The 14,342-nt window shown below is 53.9% G+C and carries 16 protein-coding genes; 5 read left to right on the forward strand and 11 right to left on the reverse strand.

From position 1 onward, the window contains the following. Nucleotides 1-73 precede the first annotated feature (73 nt). Nucleotides 74-694, forward strand: coding sequence for a homoserine/homoserine lactone efflux protein (gene rhtB, locus G4551_RS23225; protein ID WP_003841220.1), 621 nt, complete (start codon nt 74-76; stop codon nt 692-694). Nucleotides 695-856: 162 nt separating this feature from the next. Further along, on the forward strand, nt 857-1,741 hold the full coding sequence (locus G4551_RS23230) for an Rpn family recombination-promoting nuclease/putative transposase (protein ID WP_003841219.1): 885 nt from the start codon (nt 857-859) through the stop codon (nt 1,739-1,741). A 38-nt stretch (nt 1,742-1,779) separates the two neighbouring features. Here the strand turns inward: G4551_RS23230 and rhtC are convergent, their stop codons facing one another. The 3 genes from rhtC to pldA form a co-directional block, all read right to left on the reverse strand. Then, nucleotides 1,780-2,400 (reverse strand): threonine export protein RhtC, encoded by a 621-nt coding sequence (gene rhtC / locus G4551_RS23235; RefSeq protein WP_003828942.1) that lies wholly within the window; start codon nt 2,398-2,400, stop codon nt 1,780-1,782. Nucleotides 2,401-2,463: 63 nt separating this feature from the next. After that, nucleotides 2,464-4,293: an ATP-dependent DNA helicase RecQ gene (gene recQ / locus G4551_RS23240; protein ID WP_003841217.1), complete on the reverse strand. Its 1,830-nt coding sequence runs from the start codon at nt 4,291-4,293 to the stop codon at nt 2,464-2,466. A gap of 88 nt (nt 4,294-4,381) precedes the next feature. Further along, nucleotides 4,382-5,251, reverse strand: coding sequence for a phospholipase A (gene pldA, locus G4551_RS23245; protein WP_003017916.1), 870 nt, complete (start codon nt 5,249-5,251; stop codon nt 4,382-4,384). A 165-nt stretch (nt 5,252-5,416) separates the two neighbouring features. On the opposite strand from pldA, the gene yigI reads away from it, so the two are divergent. Beyond that, nucleotides 5,417-5,884 (forward strand): acyl-CoA thioesterase YigI, encoded by a 468-nt coding sequence (gene yigI / locus G4551_RS23250; RefSeq protein ID WP_003017917.1) that lies wholly within the window; start codon nt 5,417-5,419, stop codon nt 5,882-5,884. Between the two features lie 51 nt (nt 5,885-5,935). Continuing rightward, on the forward strand, nt 5,936-6,829 hold the full coding sequence (rarD, locus tag G4551_RS23255; RefSeq protein WP_003841213.1) for an EamA family transporter RarD: 894 nt from the start codon (nt 5,936-5,938) through the stop codon (nt 6,827-6,829). Between the two features lie 73 nt (nt 6,830-6,902). Here rarD and corA read toward each other — a convergent pair whose 3' ends face one another. From corA to lptM, 8 genes are all read right to left on the reverse strand, one after another. After that, the gene (gene corA, locus G4551_RS23260) at nt 6,903-7,853 is read right to left on the reverse strand and encodes a magnesium/cobalt transporter CorA (RefSeq protein ID WP_003017920.1); all 951 of its coding nucleotides are present in this window, start codon (nt 7,851-7,853) and stop codon (nt 6,903-6,905) included. Nucleotides 7,854-8,006: 153 nt separating this feature from the next. Beyond that, entirely contained in the window at nt 8,007-8,063 is a 57-nt protein-coding gene (gene ysgD, locus G4551_RS23930) for a YsgD/CorL family protein (protein ID WP_212723238.1), read from the reverse strand. A gap of 148 nt (nt 8,064-8,211) precedes the next feature. Beyond that, complete coding sequence (gene uvrD, locus G4551_RS23265; RefSeq protein WP_003017922.1) at nt 8,212-10,374, reverse strand: DNA helicase II; 2,163 nt, start codon at nt 10,372-10,374, stop codon at nt 8,212-8,214. A gap of 64 nt (nt 10,375-10,438) precedes the next feature. Then, nucleotides 10,439-11,155 (reverse strand): 5-amino-6-(5-phospho-D-ribitylamino)uracil phosphatase YigB, encoded by a 717-nt coding sequence (gene yigB / locus G4551_RS23270; RefSeq protein WP_003017925.1) that lies wholly within the window; start codon nt 11,153-11,155, stop codon nt 10,439-10,441. Next, complete coding sequence (gene xerC, locus G4551_RS23275) at nt 11,155-12,057, reverse strand: tyrosine recombinase XerC (RefSeq protein ID WP_003841210.1); 903 nt, start codon at nt 12,055-12,057, stop codon at nt 11,155-11,157. Before xerC ends, yigB begins: the two co-directional genes overlap by 1 nt. After that, on the reverse strand, nt 12,054-12,761 hold the full coding sequence (locus tag G4551_RS23280; RefSeq protein WP_003841208.1) for a DUF484 domain-containing protein: 708 nt from the start codon (nt 12,759-12,761) through the stop codon (nt 12,054-12,056). Before G4551_RS23280 ends, xerC begins: the two co-directional genes overlap by 4 nt. Beyond that, the gene (dapF, locus tag G4551_RS23285; RefSeq protein WP_003841207.1) at nt 12,758-13,582 is read right to left on the reverse strand and encodes a diaminopimelate epimerase; all 825 of its coding nucleotides are present in this window, start codon (nt 13,580-13,582) and stop codon (nt 12,758-12,760) included. The genes G4551_RS23280 and dapF overlap by 4 nt, the downstream gene beginning before the upstream one ends. 49 nt (nt 13,583-13,631) lie before the next feature. Beyond that, entirely contained in the window at nt 13,632-13,835 is a 204-nt protein-coding gene (lptM, locus tag G4551_RS23290) for an LPS translocon maturation chaperone LptM (protein WP_003017937.1), read from the reverse strand. A 138-nt stretch (nt 13,836-13,973) separates the two neighbouring features. Here lptM and cyaY point away from each other — a divergent pair, with 138 nt between their 5' ends. Next, the gene (gene cyaY, locus G4551_RS23295; protein ID WP_003828967.1) at nt 13,974-14,294 is read left to right on the forward strand and encodes an iron donor protein CyaY; all 321 of its coding nucleotides are present in this window, start codon (nt 13,974-13,976) and stop codon (nt 14,292-14,294) included. The last annotated feature ends 48 nt before the right edge of the window (nt 14,295-14,342 follow it).

Here is a 14,342-nt window from a genome sequence, read left to right on the forward strand (position 1 = left end):
TTTCGCCGTCGCTGATACAACCTAACGGCAGTAGCGTATTGTGGCATAAAAATAGACAATCCGGGAGTTTCTCATGACCTTTGAATGGTGGTTCGCCTACCTGCTGACCTCTATTATTTTGAGCTTGTCTCCAGGCTCTGGCGCAATCAACACTATGACCACCGCCATCAGCCATGGTTATCGCGGTGCCAGCGCGTCGATTGCAGGTTTACAGACCGGGCTGGGCATTCATATCGTTTTGGTTGGCGTGGGGCTGGGAACGCTATTTTCACGTTCGGTGATCGCATTTGAGGTGCTGAAGTGGGCGGGAGCGGCCTATCTGATTTGGCTGGGTATTCAACAATGGCGGGCTGCGGGCGCTATCGATCTGAACACCATGGCGAATACACAATCACGCAGGCGCCTGTTCAAACGCGCGGTCTTTGTGAATCTGACCAACCCCAAGAGCATTGTTTTTCTTGCCGCCCTGTTCCCGCAGTTTATCCTGCCGCAGGAACCGCAACTGATGCAGTACGTGGTGCTTGGCGTTACGACCATCGTGGTCGATATCATTGTGATGATCGGTTACGCGACGCTGGCCACGCGCATTGCTGGCTGGATTAAAGGGCCAAAGCAAATGAAGGCGCTGAACAAAGTGTTCGGTTCGCTGTTTATGCTGATAGGCGCCCTGCTGGCATCGGCAAGGCATGCCTAGCCAATGGAACGGCACTCGCAAAGAAATGCTAACAGTATGAACGTCTGAATATGACTTTCCGTACTTAGCCGCAAAGGAGGAAAAGTCTTTTATTCTGCGCTGTTAGGTGTTGAATACCAGTGTAAGAATGCCGCCACTCTCACTTCTCACGGATGATGGACGATGGCGGAAGCAACGACACCCCATGACGCAGTATTTAAGACCTTCCTCTCCCGCGTGGAAACCGCGCGGGACTTTATCGAACTTCATCTTCCTCCCTCGTTAATCAAAATCTGCAAACTGGAAACGCTCCGTCTGGAATCAGGCAGTTTTGTGGAGGACGATCTGCGCCCCTATTTCAGCGATATTCTCTACTCACTGGAAACCACCAGCGGACAAGGCTATGTACATGTGCTTATTGAGCATCAAAGCTCACCTGACAAGCATATGTCATTTCGCCTGATGCGCTACGCTATCGCCGCGATGCAACGTCATCTTGAGGCTGGAAACGACACTCTACCGCTGGTGATTCCAGTGCTCTTTTACCATGGCAAGCAAAGCCCATGGCAAGGCTCAATGAACTGGCTGGATCACTTTGAGGATTCGGGAACCGCCCTTCAACTTTACAGCACACCGTTTCCGTTGGTGGATGTGACGGTTATTCCAGATGATGAAATCATGCAGCATCGCAGTATGGCGGCGCTGACATTAGTGCAAAAGCATATTCGCCAGCGCGACATGGCACAGCTGCTGGATAAACTTACCCGCCTGTTTATGCTGGAGAAGATGAGCGGACAACAAATAACCGTGCTGGTAAACTACATGGTGCAAGCAGGGAATACACAAGATGTTCAGACATTACTGTATAAGCTGGCACAGCGTGTGCCGCAGCATGGAGACAAACTGATGACAATGGCGGATCAACTAAAGCAGATAGGCCGTGAAGAGGGCAAACGCATTGCCCTCACTGATGTAGCAAAAGCAATGCTCAAGCGAGGTCTTGATACCGATGCGATTATAGAAATGACCGGCCTTTCGAAGGATGAATTACAGAAGCTTGCGCAATAAACCGTACTCCGCCTGGGACTCCCAGGCGGGTAACAAACTTAGCGCGAAATAATCAGGTGGATGCCGAAACCCGCGAACAGCGCCCCGGCAAAACCGTCAATCCACTTCGCCAGGCGCTGATAGCCACGACGCATCTTCGGCAGCGCAAACAGGCTGGCGACCACGGTAAACCACGCCAGCGTTTCCACGATAATCAGGGCAAAAATCCCCCAACGCGCACCCGTTCCCACGTTATCGCCAACGAACAATGAGAAGACGGAGCCAAAATAGATAATGGCTTTAGGGTTCGCCAGGTTGGTCAGCAGACCTTTCAAGAAGCTGCGTCCGCTCTGCGCCAGCTCAACCTGCGGAGTGGGAGCTGCAACATCCTGTTTTTTAAACGCGCCGCGCAGCATCTGATAACCCATCCAGCACAGATACAGCCCCCCACCTACCATAATAATGGTGTGCAGCCAGGCCATTTTTTCGATAATCAGATGCAGGCCGAGCAGTGCCACGCCAGCCCAGACCATGACGCCGCAGGTAATACCCAGCACGCCCATCATCGCCTCTTTGCGCGAACGGCTAACCGCAGTTTGAGAAACAAAAAAGAAATCGGGACCGGGGCTCATCAGCGCAACGATATGCACCAACGCAACGGTGAAAAATAGCGTTAACATAAAAATGACTCGCGGGGGAATAGTTCAGTGAGTCACCATCCTGGCACTTTTTTGCCCTGCTGACTACTCTTCGTCATCACCATCAACGTGTGCGCGGATAAGCGCCATAAACTCTTTGCCAAAACGTTCAAGTTTACGCATTCCCACGCCGTTGACGCTCAGCATTTCACTCGGCGAAACCGGCATTTGTTCGGCCATTTCAATCAACGTAGCGTCGTTGAACACCACGTACGGCGGGATGTTCTCTTCATCGGCAATGGCTTTACGCAGCTTACGCAATTTGGCGAACAGTTTGCGGTCATAGTTGCCGCCGAAGGATTTCTGCATCGCGCGCGGTTTCAGCGCCACAATACGCGGCACGGCAAGCTGTAGTGGAACTTCACCGCGCAGCACCGGACGCGCGGCTTCGGTTAACTGTAACGCGGAGTGATGAGCAATATTCTGCGTCACCAGGCCCAGGTGAATAAGCTGGCGAATAACGCTCACCCAGTGTTCGTGGCTTTGCTCACGTCCAATGCCATAGACCGGCAGTTTGTCATGGGCCAGCTCGCGAATACGCTGGTTATTCGCGCCACGCAGAACCTCGACGACATAGCCCATACCAAAACGTTGGTTAACACGGTAGATCGTCGACAGCGCTTTACGCGCATCCATGAGTCCGTCGTACTGCTTTGGCGGATCGAGGCAGATGTCGCAGTTACCACACGGCTCCTGACGCCCTTCGCCAAAATAATTCAGCAGCACCAGGCGACGACAGGTTTGTGCCTCGGCAAACGCCCCCATCGCATTGAGCTTATGCCGTTCGATATCCAGCAGTTGCCCAGCGGGTTTCTCTTCGAGGCAACGGCGTAGCCATGCCATATCAGCCGGATCGTAAAACAGCATCGCTTCCGCCGGTAGGCCATCACGCCCGGCGCGGCCGGTTTCCTGGTAATAGGATTCGATATTGCGCGGAATGTCGAAATGCACCACGAAGCGTACGTTAGGTTTGTTGATCCCCATACCGAACGCCACGGTCGCCACCACGATTTGCAGGTCGTCGCGCTGGAATTTCTCCTGCACCTCGGCGCGTACGGCATTTTCCAACCCGGCATGATAAGCCCCGGCGCTGATGCCACGGCTTTGCAGACGCGCGGCAGTGTCCTCGACTTTAGCGCGACTGTTACAGTAGATAATGCCAGACTTACCGCGCTGCTCTTGCACGTAGCGCATCAGCTGATCGAGCGGCTTAAACTTCTCCATCAACATGTAGCGAATGTTCGGGCGGTCAAAGCTGCTGATCTGAATTAACGGGTCGTTGAGTCCCAGCAGACGCACAATATCCAGCCGGGTTGTCTCATCCGCGGTCGCGGTCAGCGCCACAAACGGCAGGGTTGGGAAACGTTGGCGCAACTGTCCCAGCGCCGCGTATTCGGGGCGGAAATCATGCCCCCACTGCGAAATACAGTGCGCTTCATCAACCGCCAGCAGCATCGGATTCCAGTGCGCCAGATGCTCAAGGAAGTTATCCAGCATCAGGCGTTCGGGCGCAATGTACAGTAAGCGAATCTGTCCTGTACGACAGCCTGCCATCACCTCAAGCTGCTGCTCACGACTTTGAGTAGAGTTAAGGCACGCCGCCGCCACGCCGTTGGCCAGCAGTTGATCGACCTGATCCTTCATCAAGGAAATCAGCGGAGAAACAACAACGGTGAGTCCGTTTAGCAATAATGCGGGAATTTGATAGCACAGGGATTTACCGCCGCCGGTCGGCATAACGACCAGGCAGTCGCGACCAGAGAGCACGGTATCAATGATTTCTTCCTGACCAGGGCGAAACTGTTGGTAGCCAAAGGTTTCTTGCAAAACCTGTTTAGCGCCCATTTCCAGATTCAACACTTCCGCCTGCGCCACATTAACCCCATTAGCCTGAAATAAAAACAGGCGCTATTTTCAGCGCCTGAGAGAGAAACTGCAATGATTAAAATACTCTCAATACTTATCAGAAGATATCGTTGAGCATCACGCCCACACCAACACGGGTCTGATTGAAGTTATAGTCAATCAGCGATTCGCCGTAACCGCTGTAAACCTGGGTGTAAAGACGCACATGCTTCGTAATGGGGTAACTGACACCCAACTCAGCGCCGCCGTAACCGGTATTCCAGTTGTACTGACCTTTCGCACTTAAGACGGCGTCACCGAGGTGATAACCCAGTTTGAGCTGATAGTAGCCCATATATTTTGTGATATCCGGGTTATCATCAGTGCTGCCGATGACGTACCACGGCTTAACTTCCACCAGCCAGTTACCGTTTTCAGCCATCAGGCGAGTATAAAGACGGTTCCAGCTACGTGAAGTGGGATCGGAGCGGCCGTTGGAATCATGGTTATAACCCATTTCGACATCACGAAGCGTCCAACCGGCAAAACGGTAGTCGGTGGCGAAACCGAGGAACAATTGCGGTTCGTAGTTGGTTTCGCGAAACGGTGAAGACTCTTCACTGTTAGAAAGCTGCCACCAGGATTTCTGGGTATAGGAGCCGCCGAGTACCGAATTTGGGCCTAATATCCCGCGCCAGAGCGGAAACGCCAGGCTTAGCTGAAACTTAACCTCATCTTTGCGCGCATTTTCGGACCAGCTATAGCTGCTGATCGCCTCTTTGTTCATGTCGCTGGTATTGGTGTAGATAAGATAGTTAGTGTCATAAGGATAAAGCGTGAAAGGGTTGTCATGTTCCTGCAGCATGTTGGCGATAATACTGCCACGAACCGCCGGTGCATCATGAATCTCTTTCACTGTCGCTTCCTGCGCATACGCGGTCAACGGCAGCATGACTGCTGGTAGTAACCATCCCAAAATCGCCCGCATCGGTACTGTTCTCCTGAACCAAAATATTGATGAATTGTATAATTATCTGGCAAGTATTCTACATACTTAGCGAGTTCCTCGTTAGTTATCCCGTCCTAAAGTAGAAAACAACAAATAATAAGCATAATATCAACATTTCATTAACTATTAAGATGTAGGGATCATATGTCTGCCGTACTTACTGCTGAGGAAGCGCTGAAGTTAGTGGGTGAAATGTTTGTCTATCATATGCCGTTTAACCGGGCGCTGGGACTGGAGCTTGAACGCTATGAGAAAGAATTTGCTCAATTAGCCTTTAATAACCAACCGATGATGGTCGGCAACTGGGCGCAAAGCATTTTGCATGGCGGCGTGATCGCCTCGGCGCTGGACGTCGCCGCCGGACTGGTGTGCGTTGGCAGTACGCTAACCCGCCATGAGACAATCAGTGAGGACGAACTGCGTCAGCGGATGTCACGCATGGGAACCATCGATTTGCGCGTTGATTACCTGCGTCCAGGGAGAGGGAATCGCTTTACCGCCACCAGCAGCCTGCTGCGGGCGGGTAATAAAGTCGCCGTGGCACGCGTGGAACTGCATAACGAAGAACAGCTTTATATTGCCAGCGCAACCGCCACTTATATGGTGGGGTAAGCGGCCAAAAAAAGGTAAACTGCTGTTACATTTCTGCAATGAGTTTTCCCGATGGATGCTAAACAAACGCGGCAGGGCGTGTTACTCGCTCTTGCTGCTTATTTTATTTGGGGTATCGCACCTGCCTACTTCAAGCTGATTTACTATGTCCCGGCGGATGAGATCCTGACGCACCGCGTCATCTGGTCATTTTTCTTCATGGTGGTGCTGATGAGCATCAGCCGCCAATGGTCGGGTGTCAAAACGCTGCTCCAAACGCCAAAGAAGATCTTCCTGCTGGCGCTCTCGGCGGTGCTCATCGGCGGAAACTGGCTGCTGTTCATTTGGGCGGTCAATAATCACCATATGCTGGAAGCCAGCCTCGGCTATTTTATTAACCCGCTGGTGAATATTGTGCTGGGAATGCTTTTCCTCGGCGAACGCTTTCGTCGCATGCAGTGGCTGGCGGTACTGTTAGCCGCATGCGGCGTGCTGGTACAGCTGTGGACCTTCGGATCGCTGCCAATCATCGCGCTGGGACTGGCGTTCAGCTTTGCGTTCTATGGCCTGGTGCGCAAGAAGATTGCGGTCGAAGCACAAACCGGCATGCTGATCGAAACCCTGTGGCTTTTACCCGTTGCAGCCATCTATCTGTTTGGCATTGCCGACAGCCCAACCAGCCATATGGGGCAAAACCCGATGTCGCTCAATTTGCTGCTGATTGCTGCGGGTGTCGTGACCACCATTCCGCTGCTGTGCTTTACCGGCGCGGCAACCCGCCTGCGTCTGTCGACGCTGGGTTTTTTCCAGTACATTGGCCCTACGCTGATGTTCCTGCTGGCGGTAACGTTCTACGGTGAAGTACCGGGTGCGGACAAGATGGTCACTTTCGCGTTTATCTGGGTCGCACTGGCGATTTTCGTGATGGATGCGATTTATACGCAACGACGGGTTCGTCGGAGCTAGGGGATTGCCGGATGGCGCTTCGCTTATCCGGCCTACAAAAGCACATCACCGTAGGCCGGATAAGTCACCGCCATTACAGCCAGTTCTTGCGCTTAAAGTACAGATACGGCGCCAGACCGGCGAGCATCATAAAGACAATCGCCCCAGGATAACCAAAGCTCCAGTGCAGTTCCGGCATGAACTCAAAGTTCATCCCATAGCTGGACGCCACCAGCGTCGGCGGCAGGAACACCACAGAAACCACCGAGAAGATCTTGATGATGCGGTTCTGCTCGATGTTGATAAAACCCATCGCCGCCTGCATCAGGAAGTTAACCTTCTGGAACAGCGATTCATTGTGCGGCAGCAGAGATTCGATATCGCGCAGGATCTCACGCGCCTGCTCCAGCTGACTGCCCGGCAACCGCGCTTTACGCACCAGGAAGTTCAGTGCACGTTGGGTATCCATCAGACACAAGCGTACCTTCCAGCCGATATCTTCCAGTTCCGCCAGCGTCGACAGCGCTTCGTCATATTCATCGCCCTGACGCCCTTCCATGATCACACGGCTGAGTTTTTCCAGGTCGCTGTAGATGTTTTCGATCTCATCCGCCAGCTGTTCAATTTTGGTTTCGAACAGGTCGAGCAACAGCTCGTAGGCATTGCCATCCACCATAGCCTGGTTACGCGCACGCATGCGGTACAGGCGAAAGGCCGGCAATTCGCGCTCACGCAGGGTAAACAGACGGCCTTCGCGAATAGTAAATGCGACGGTTGAGTTACCCGCGTGATCGTCGGCATCTTCATAAAAGAAGAAGGAGTGAATGTGCAGACCGTCTTCGTCTTCAAAAAAACGCGCGGATGCTTCGATGTCTTCCAGTTCAGGGCGCGTAGCCAGATTCTGGCCCAAGTCCTTTTGCACACGGTTTCGTTCTTCGTCATCCGGCTCGACTAAATCGACCCAAACCGAACTGGCCAGGTGCTCGATCTCGTCTGCCTCAAGGCGAGTTAAACGATTGTTTTCCAGTTGAAATGCGCTCAGCATGACCGGGACTCCCAATGCAAAAAATTATCGGACAGTTCGGAGGGCACACAGAAACAAATTGGGTTTCAGACCATTAAACAGCCTGACTCAGCGCGACGGGAAAAACAGAAGGTCGCTGACAACCGCGAAGGCTATCAGCAAAAAGGGATAGCCTTAGGAGTTGATCCTGGATGACAGGATAATGAGCCAGTATCTACTGGGTGTGTCCAAGGCGAATGTCCTCTTAGCGTAATCGTGCGCGCATGTTACGCCAGCAAAATTTTGACGTCAACACGCAACGAAACGCTAGCCTGGATAAATTACCTGCTCATCAGTAAGGCTAGCAGATCGTTACAAAATAATGATATTTTTCTGAAAGTTATACCGTTTCCAGTCGGGCATAGGCCGCCACCAGCCATTTGATCCCCTGCCCCTGGAACGCGACCTGCAAACGACTGTGCTCGCCACTGCCTTCCAGATTGACAATGGTGCCCTCGCCAAACTTGGCATGGCGTACGCGCTGGCCAAGCTTATAGCCGGTATCGTTTTCCGCCATTGGCGTGCCCATTCGCTGATGGCTTACCGGGCGGCTGACCGTGGCGCGCAGACGTACCTCTTCAACACACGCTTCCGGCAGTTCACCAATAAAGCGCGACGGGCGATGGTAAACCTCTTTGCCGTACAGACGACGCGTTTCGGCGTAGGTCAGCGTCAGCTTTTGCATCGCGCGGGTCACGCCGACGTAGGCCAGGCGGCGTTCCTCTTCGAGACGTCCGCCTTCGTCCAGCGACATCTGGCTGGGGAACATGCCTTCTTCCATGCCGACGATAAACACCTGGGGGAACTCCAGACCTTTCGCCGAGTGCAGGGTCATCAGCTGAACCGCATCCTGCCAGGTATCCGCCTGCCCTTCGCCCGCCTCCAGCGCGGCGTGAGACAGGAACGCCTGCAACGGCATTAAGTCTTCATCTTCCTCGTTGTAGCTAAACTGGCGCGTTGCCGTCACCAGTTCGTCTAAGTTTTCGATACGCGTCTGGCCCTTCTCGCCTTTTTCCTGCTCGTACATCATGCGCAGGCCGGAGTCTTTAATCACCCGGTCAGTTTGCACGTGCAGCGGCATATCGGCGGTCTCCTGGGCCAGGGCGTCAATCAGCTCCATAAAACGCTGTAAGGCGCTGGCAGCGCGCCCCGCGAGGGCTTTTTCCTGCAACAGCTCACGACAAGCCTGCCACAACGTTAGCTGGCGGTCACGGGAGGTCTGACGCACCACATCTAAAGTACGATCGCCAATCCCGCGGGTCGGTGTATTCACCACGCGCTCAAATGCGGCGTCGTCATTGCGATTAGCGATCAGGCGCAGGTAAGAGAGCGCATCTTTGATTTCCTGGCGCTCGAAGAAGCGCATCCCGCCATAAATCCGATACGGCATGCTGGCCTGTAACAACGCCTCTTCCAGTACGCGCGACTGGGCGTTGCTGCGGTACAGAATAGCGCATTGTTCAAGCGCGCCGCCGTTGTCCTGCCAGGTCTTGATGCGGTTAACGACAAAACGCGCTTCATCAAGTTCGTTGAACGCGCAGTAAAGCGAGATCGGTTCACCGTCGACACCGTCGGTCCACAGCTTTTTACCCAGACGCCCGTTGTTGTTCTCAATCAGGGCGTTAGCTGCGCTGAGGATATTGTTGGTCGAGCGGTAATTCTGCTCCAGACGAATGGTTTCTGCACCCGGGAAATCGGTGAGGAAGCGCTGGATGTTTTCCACCTGCGCCCCGCGCCAGCCGTAGATCGACTGGTCGTCATCACCCACGATCATCACTTTACCGGTATCGCCCGCCAGGAGGCGGATCCAGGCGTATTGAATGTTGTTGGTATCCTGAAATTCGTCCACCAGGATATTGGTAAAGCGTTCGCGATAGTGCTGCAGGATATGCGGCTTGTTGAGCCACAGTTCATGGGCGCGCAGCAGCAGCTCGGCGAAATCAACCAACCCGGCGCGATCACACGCTTCCTGGTAAGCCTGATACACTTTCTGCCAGGTTTGCTCAACCGGGTTGCCATAGCTCTGCAGATGGTGCGGGCGCAGCCCTTCGTCTTTCTGACTATTGATAAACCACATCGCCTGACGCGGCGGCCACTGCTTCTCATCCAGGTTCATCGCCTTGATCAGGCGCTTGAGCAGACGCAGTTGGTCTTCGCTGTCGAGGATCTGGAAATCCTGCGGCAGGTTGGCATCCATATGGTGCGCGCGCAGCAGACGGTGCGCCAGACCGTGGAACGTCCCCACCCACATACCGCCCTGGCTGGTTCCCATGATCTGACCAATACGGTGGCGCATTTCCGCTGCCGCTTTGTTGGTAAAGGTTACCGCCATAATCGAATACGGCGAGTTGTTCTCTACCGTCAGTAACCAGGCGATACGGTGCACCAGCACGCGCGTTTTACCACTCCCCGCACCTGCCAGAACCAACATGTTGCTGCGTGGCGCGGCCACAGCCTGGCGCTGTTCGTCATTGAGGCTATCGAGCAGGTAAGAAACGTCCATTGGCACCGCCGGAATCAACAGGGCCCAGCCGGACCCCTGGGAATTTATACAGAGTTGTTGGTGATTATATCAGCGAGGTCAGAGATGCCAACTGTGAAATTTCGATATGCGGCAGCAAACGGCTGTCAGCGGTGTGCATCAGGTCGGCATTTTCCGGTTTGATCCAGCAGGCCTGCATACCACAACGGATAGCGCCCGCGACGTCTGTCGTCAGGTCATCACCCACATGCAGGATCTCACCTACAGGCATTTTCAGTTTTTCCGCCGCCAGCGTGTACATGTCGCTGAACGGTTTTGATCGTCCGTCGGGACCGGCGCGCAGCACAAACTCAAAGTAATCACCCAGGCCAAACAGTTCCGGCTGCGCGTTACCGTTGGTGATCGCCACCAGCGGCCATTTGCGAGCCAGCGCTTTCAGCGTGTCATGCGTCGTCTGTGGGACTTCAATGCGGCTACGCCATTTGGCAAAATTCATCATCGCCGCATTCGCCCCCATTCTGGCTTCTGCCGCTGACAAACCCGCCTCCAGCATAGCGCGTTCTACGGCCCGGTGACGCCATTGGGTAACATCGTGATAGATTTCCGGCTCGGCGTCACGAACGGCCTGACGCAAGCGCTGTAGGTCGCTATTTTGCAGCGAATTCAACGCCGGATGGTAATTCTGTACAAACGCGAGCGCTTCCTGCTCGGTGCGTGTGATAACGGGACGGTTATCGTAAAGGGTGTCATCAAGGTCAAAGGTGAGCGCAGAAATGCGCCCCAAAGGCCGGTAAAAACGCATTATTTCCCCCGTTTGGCGCGCGGATGCGCCGCATCGTACACTGAAGCCAGGTGTTGAAAATCAAGATGGGTATAGATTTGAGTTGTGGAGAGATTGGCATGACCCAATAACTCCTGCACTCCGCGCAGATCGCCGCTCGACTCCAGCATATGCGTCGCAAAGGAGTGGCGTAATTTGTGGGGATGTACATGGCTGTTCAGCCCCTGCTTGATACCCCATTCAGCAAAGCGTTTCTGCACGTTACGCGCCGAGATGCGTTTGCCCAGTTTTGACAGAAATAGCGCATCGTCATCGCAGCCAAAGAGTCCGCGTAGATCCAGCCAGTGCTCAATCCACGCCACCGCATTGCGGCCAATCGGCAGGCGACGCTCTTTACTGCCCTTACCCATCACCCACACTTCGCCGGTGTCGAGATCGAGATGTTTAATATCCAGCCCAACCAGTTCAGATAAACGCAGACCCGCGCCGTACATCACTTCCAGCATCGCTCTATCACGCACGGCAAGGGGGTCGTTGAGATCGATATCCAGCAGACGATTAACGTCGTCGACATCGATATTTTTAGGCAGATGACGCGGTGCTTTCGGCGCGGAAACGCTTTTTGCCGGATTGGCTTTCAGTTCGCCCTGATTAACCAGCCAGTCGAAGAAACTGCGTAACGCGGAGAGACGCAGCGCCAGACTCGCCGGCCCCAATCCTTTACGACGGCTGCGAACAGCAAAACTGCGGACCATGAGCGCATCACATTGTTGCCAGCTTTGCAGACCGGTCTCTCCAGCTAACGCAATGATGGCATCAAGCTGACGCTGATAATTAAGCAAGGTGATCGGGCTAAGCTGACGCTCAACGCCCAGATAGCGCAAAAAGCGCGCCACATCCTGAGAAAGGGGTGAATCGGTCATACGCGTTCAATCCAGCGCTCCAGCAGCTCCGGCAACATCAGCGAGATTTCCTGCAGCAATTGCGTGCCTTGCCCCTGCTGGTAATGATTAACATCACGACTGCTAAACAGCATCACGCCAAGGGATCCATCCTGCCCGAGCATCGACATCGCGACTGAGCCTATGGCTTTCGCCTCCGGCATCATGACCAGCAATTCAGGACCATTGAGCGGCCCAAGATAGTGCTGCGACTGGCCCAAACGCTGGATACGCAACGGTTCAAAAGCCTGACGGCTTAATGCCAGATGGGTGAATTTTGAGGGCGCGCCTAGTCGCCAGCGATCCGGGAACAGACGAACCGTCGCTCCTGCCAGCCCTAACTCACGCGCCCAGCGATGAAATCGCATCAGCATATCGTCAAGGCTGCTGGCCGCCACCAGACGTCCTTGCAGATTTAACAGACGATAGAACAGGCTTTCATTGGCGTTGGCCTGTTCCATCAACAGCGCCATGTTCTCTTCCAGCACGTTAATATGATTACGCGCCCGCGCCATATGCCATTCCACTAAAGAGACCGTGCCCCGCACTGGGTGCGGAACTCGCATCGCTTCAACAGCCTGGGCATTACGGATAAAAAACTCAGGATTACGTTGCAGATAATCGACGACCGCCCGATCGTCGAGCTCCATGAGCGTTTCCTGTAGTTCTTCCCCTGGTTGCTTCATAAGTGAATAAATCCGTCGTAGACATGTGCCGCCGGGCCAGTCATATACAGCGGATGACCCGGACCTTTCCAGGCGATATCAAGTCGACCGCCCGGTAATTCCACCCTCACTTCTTCTGCCAGCAGCCCCTGCTGGATACCGACTGCAACGGCGGCGCATGCACCGCTGCCGCAGGCCTGCGTTTCACCCGCGCCGCGCTCATAGACGCGCAGTCGGATATGCTCGCGTTTTACCACCTGCATAAATCCGATGTTGGCGCGTTCAGGGAAGCGTTCATGGCTTTCCAGAACCGGTCCCAGTGTTTCTACCGTGGCCGTATCAACATCATCAACCTGAATCACGCAGTGCGGGTTCCCCATTGAAACCACGCCGCACAATACTGTCTGTTCGGCCACGCGCATAATATAGGTCTTCTCTGCTTTATTAGCGCGAAAAGGAACCTGCGAGGGTTCAAAATTGGGTTCGCCCATATTCACCCGCACCAGCTCGTCGTCGGTTACGGTTAATACCATACGGCCATTCGCGGTACTGACGCGAATATCGCGCTTATTGGTCAGCCCTTTCAGGCGAACAAAACGGGCAAAACAGCGGGCGCCATTGCCGCACTGTGACACTTCACTGCCGTCGGCATTAAAAATACGGTAGTGGAAATCCAGCTCCGGATCATACGGAGGTTCAACCACCAGCAGTTGATCAAATCCAACGCCGAGATGTCTGTCGGCCAGGCGGCGGATCAGCTCTGGTGAGAAAAAGACATTCTGCGTTACCGCGTCGACGACCATAAAATCGTTGCCAAGGCCATGCATTTTAGAGAATTGCATCATTCACTCCGTTCACGCGGGTACAGAAATGTAAAATCTATTCCTGCCGTTAGTAATTCACCTGAGAAGGCCCATCACTAATCCCACGATCGTTTTTCTCAGGCGTGGTGGATTGCGATTGCGGCTGAACGCTCTTGGTCGGAGGCGGCGCGGTTTTATCAGCTGGTGGGAAATAGAGCGGGCCTTTGAGCCCACAGCCCGTCAGGCTGAACAGAGTAAAAATGACAGCGAGTGGCTTTAACACGTTTTTCATTATCGATTGCCTGTAAAGTTCATGCTTTCTGTTTTCTATCATCGCAGGAGAAGGCGTAAAAGCAAGAGTTTGGCTAAAAACTGCATCGCGATTTATTCCACGTTATACTGCGGGCATCACGAAAAATAGGATAAGAAAATGAACGACAGTGAATTTCATCGCCTTGCTGACACCCTGTGGATGACCATTGAAGAACGTCTGGATGACTGGGATGGCGACAGCGATATTGATTGTGAGATCAACGGCGGCGTTCTGACCATCAGTTTCGAAAACGGCAGCAAAATTATCATTAACCGTCAGGAGCCGCTGCACCAGGTATGGCTGGCGACCAAACAGGGCGGCTACCACTTTGACCTGAAAGGCGACGAGTGGATCTGCGACCGAAGCGGCGAAACGTTCTGGGATCTGCTGGAACAGGCGGCAACGCAGCAGGCAGGTGAAGAGGTGAGCTTCCGCTAAGTGTGATTGCCGGATGCGCTTCGCTTATCCGGCCTGGGTATCTCGCGC

Origin of the sequence: Citrobacter freundii ATCC 8090 = MTCC 1658 = NBRC 12681 (genome assembly GCF_011064845.1) — a bacterium.
GTDB lineage: Bacteria > Pseudomonadota > Gammaproteobacteria > Enterobacterales > Enterobacteriaceae > Citrobacter > Citrobacter freundii.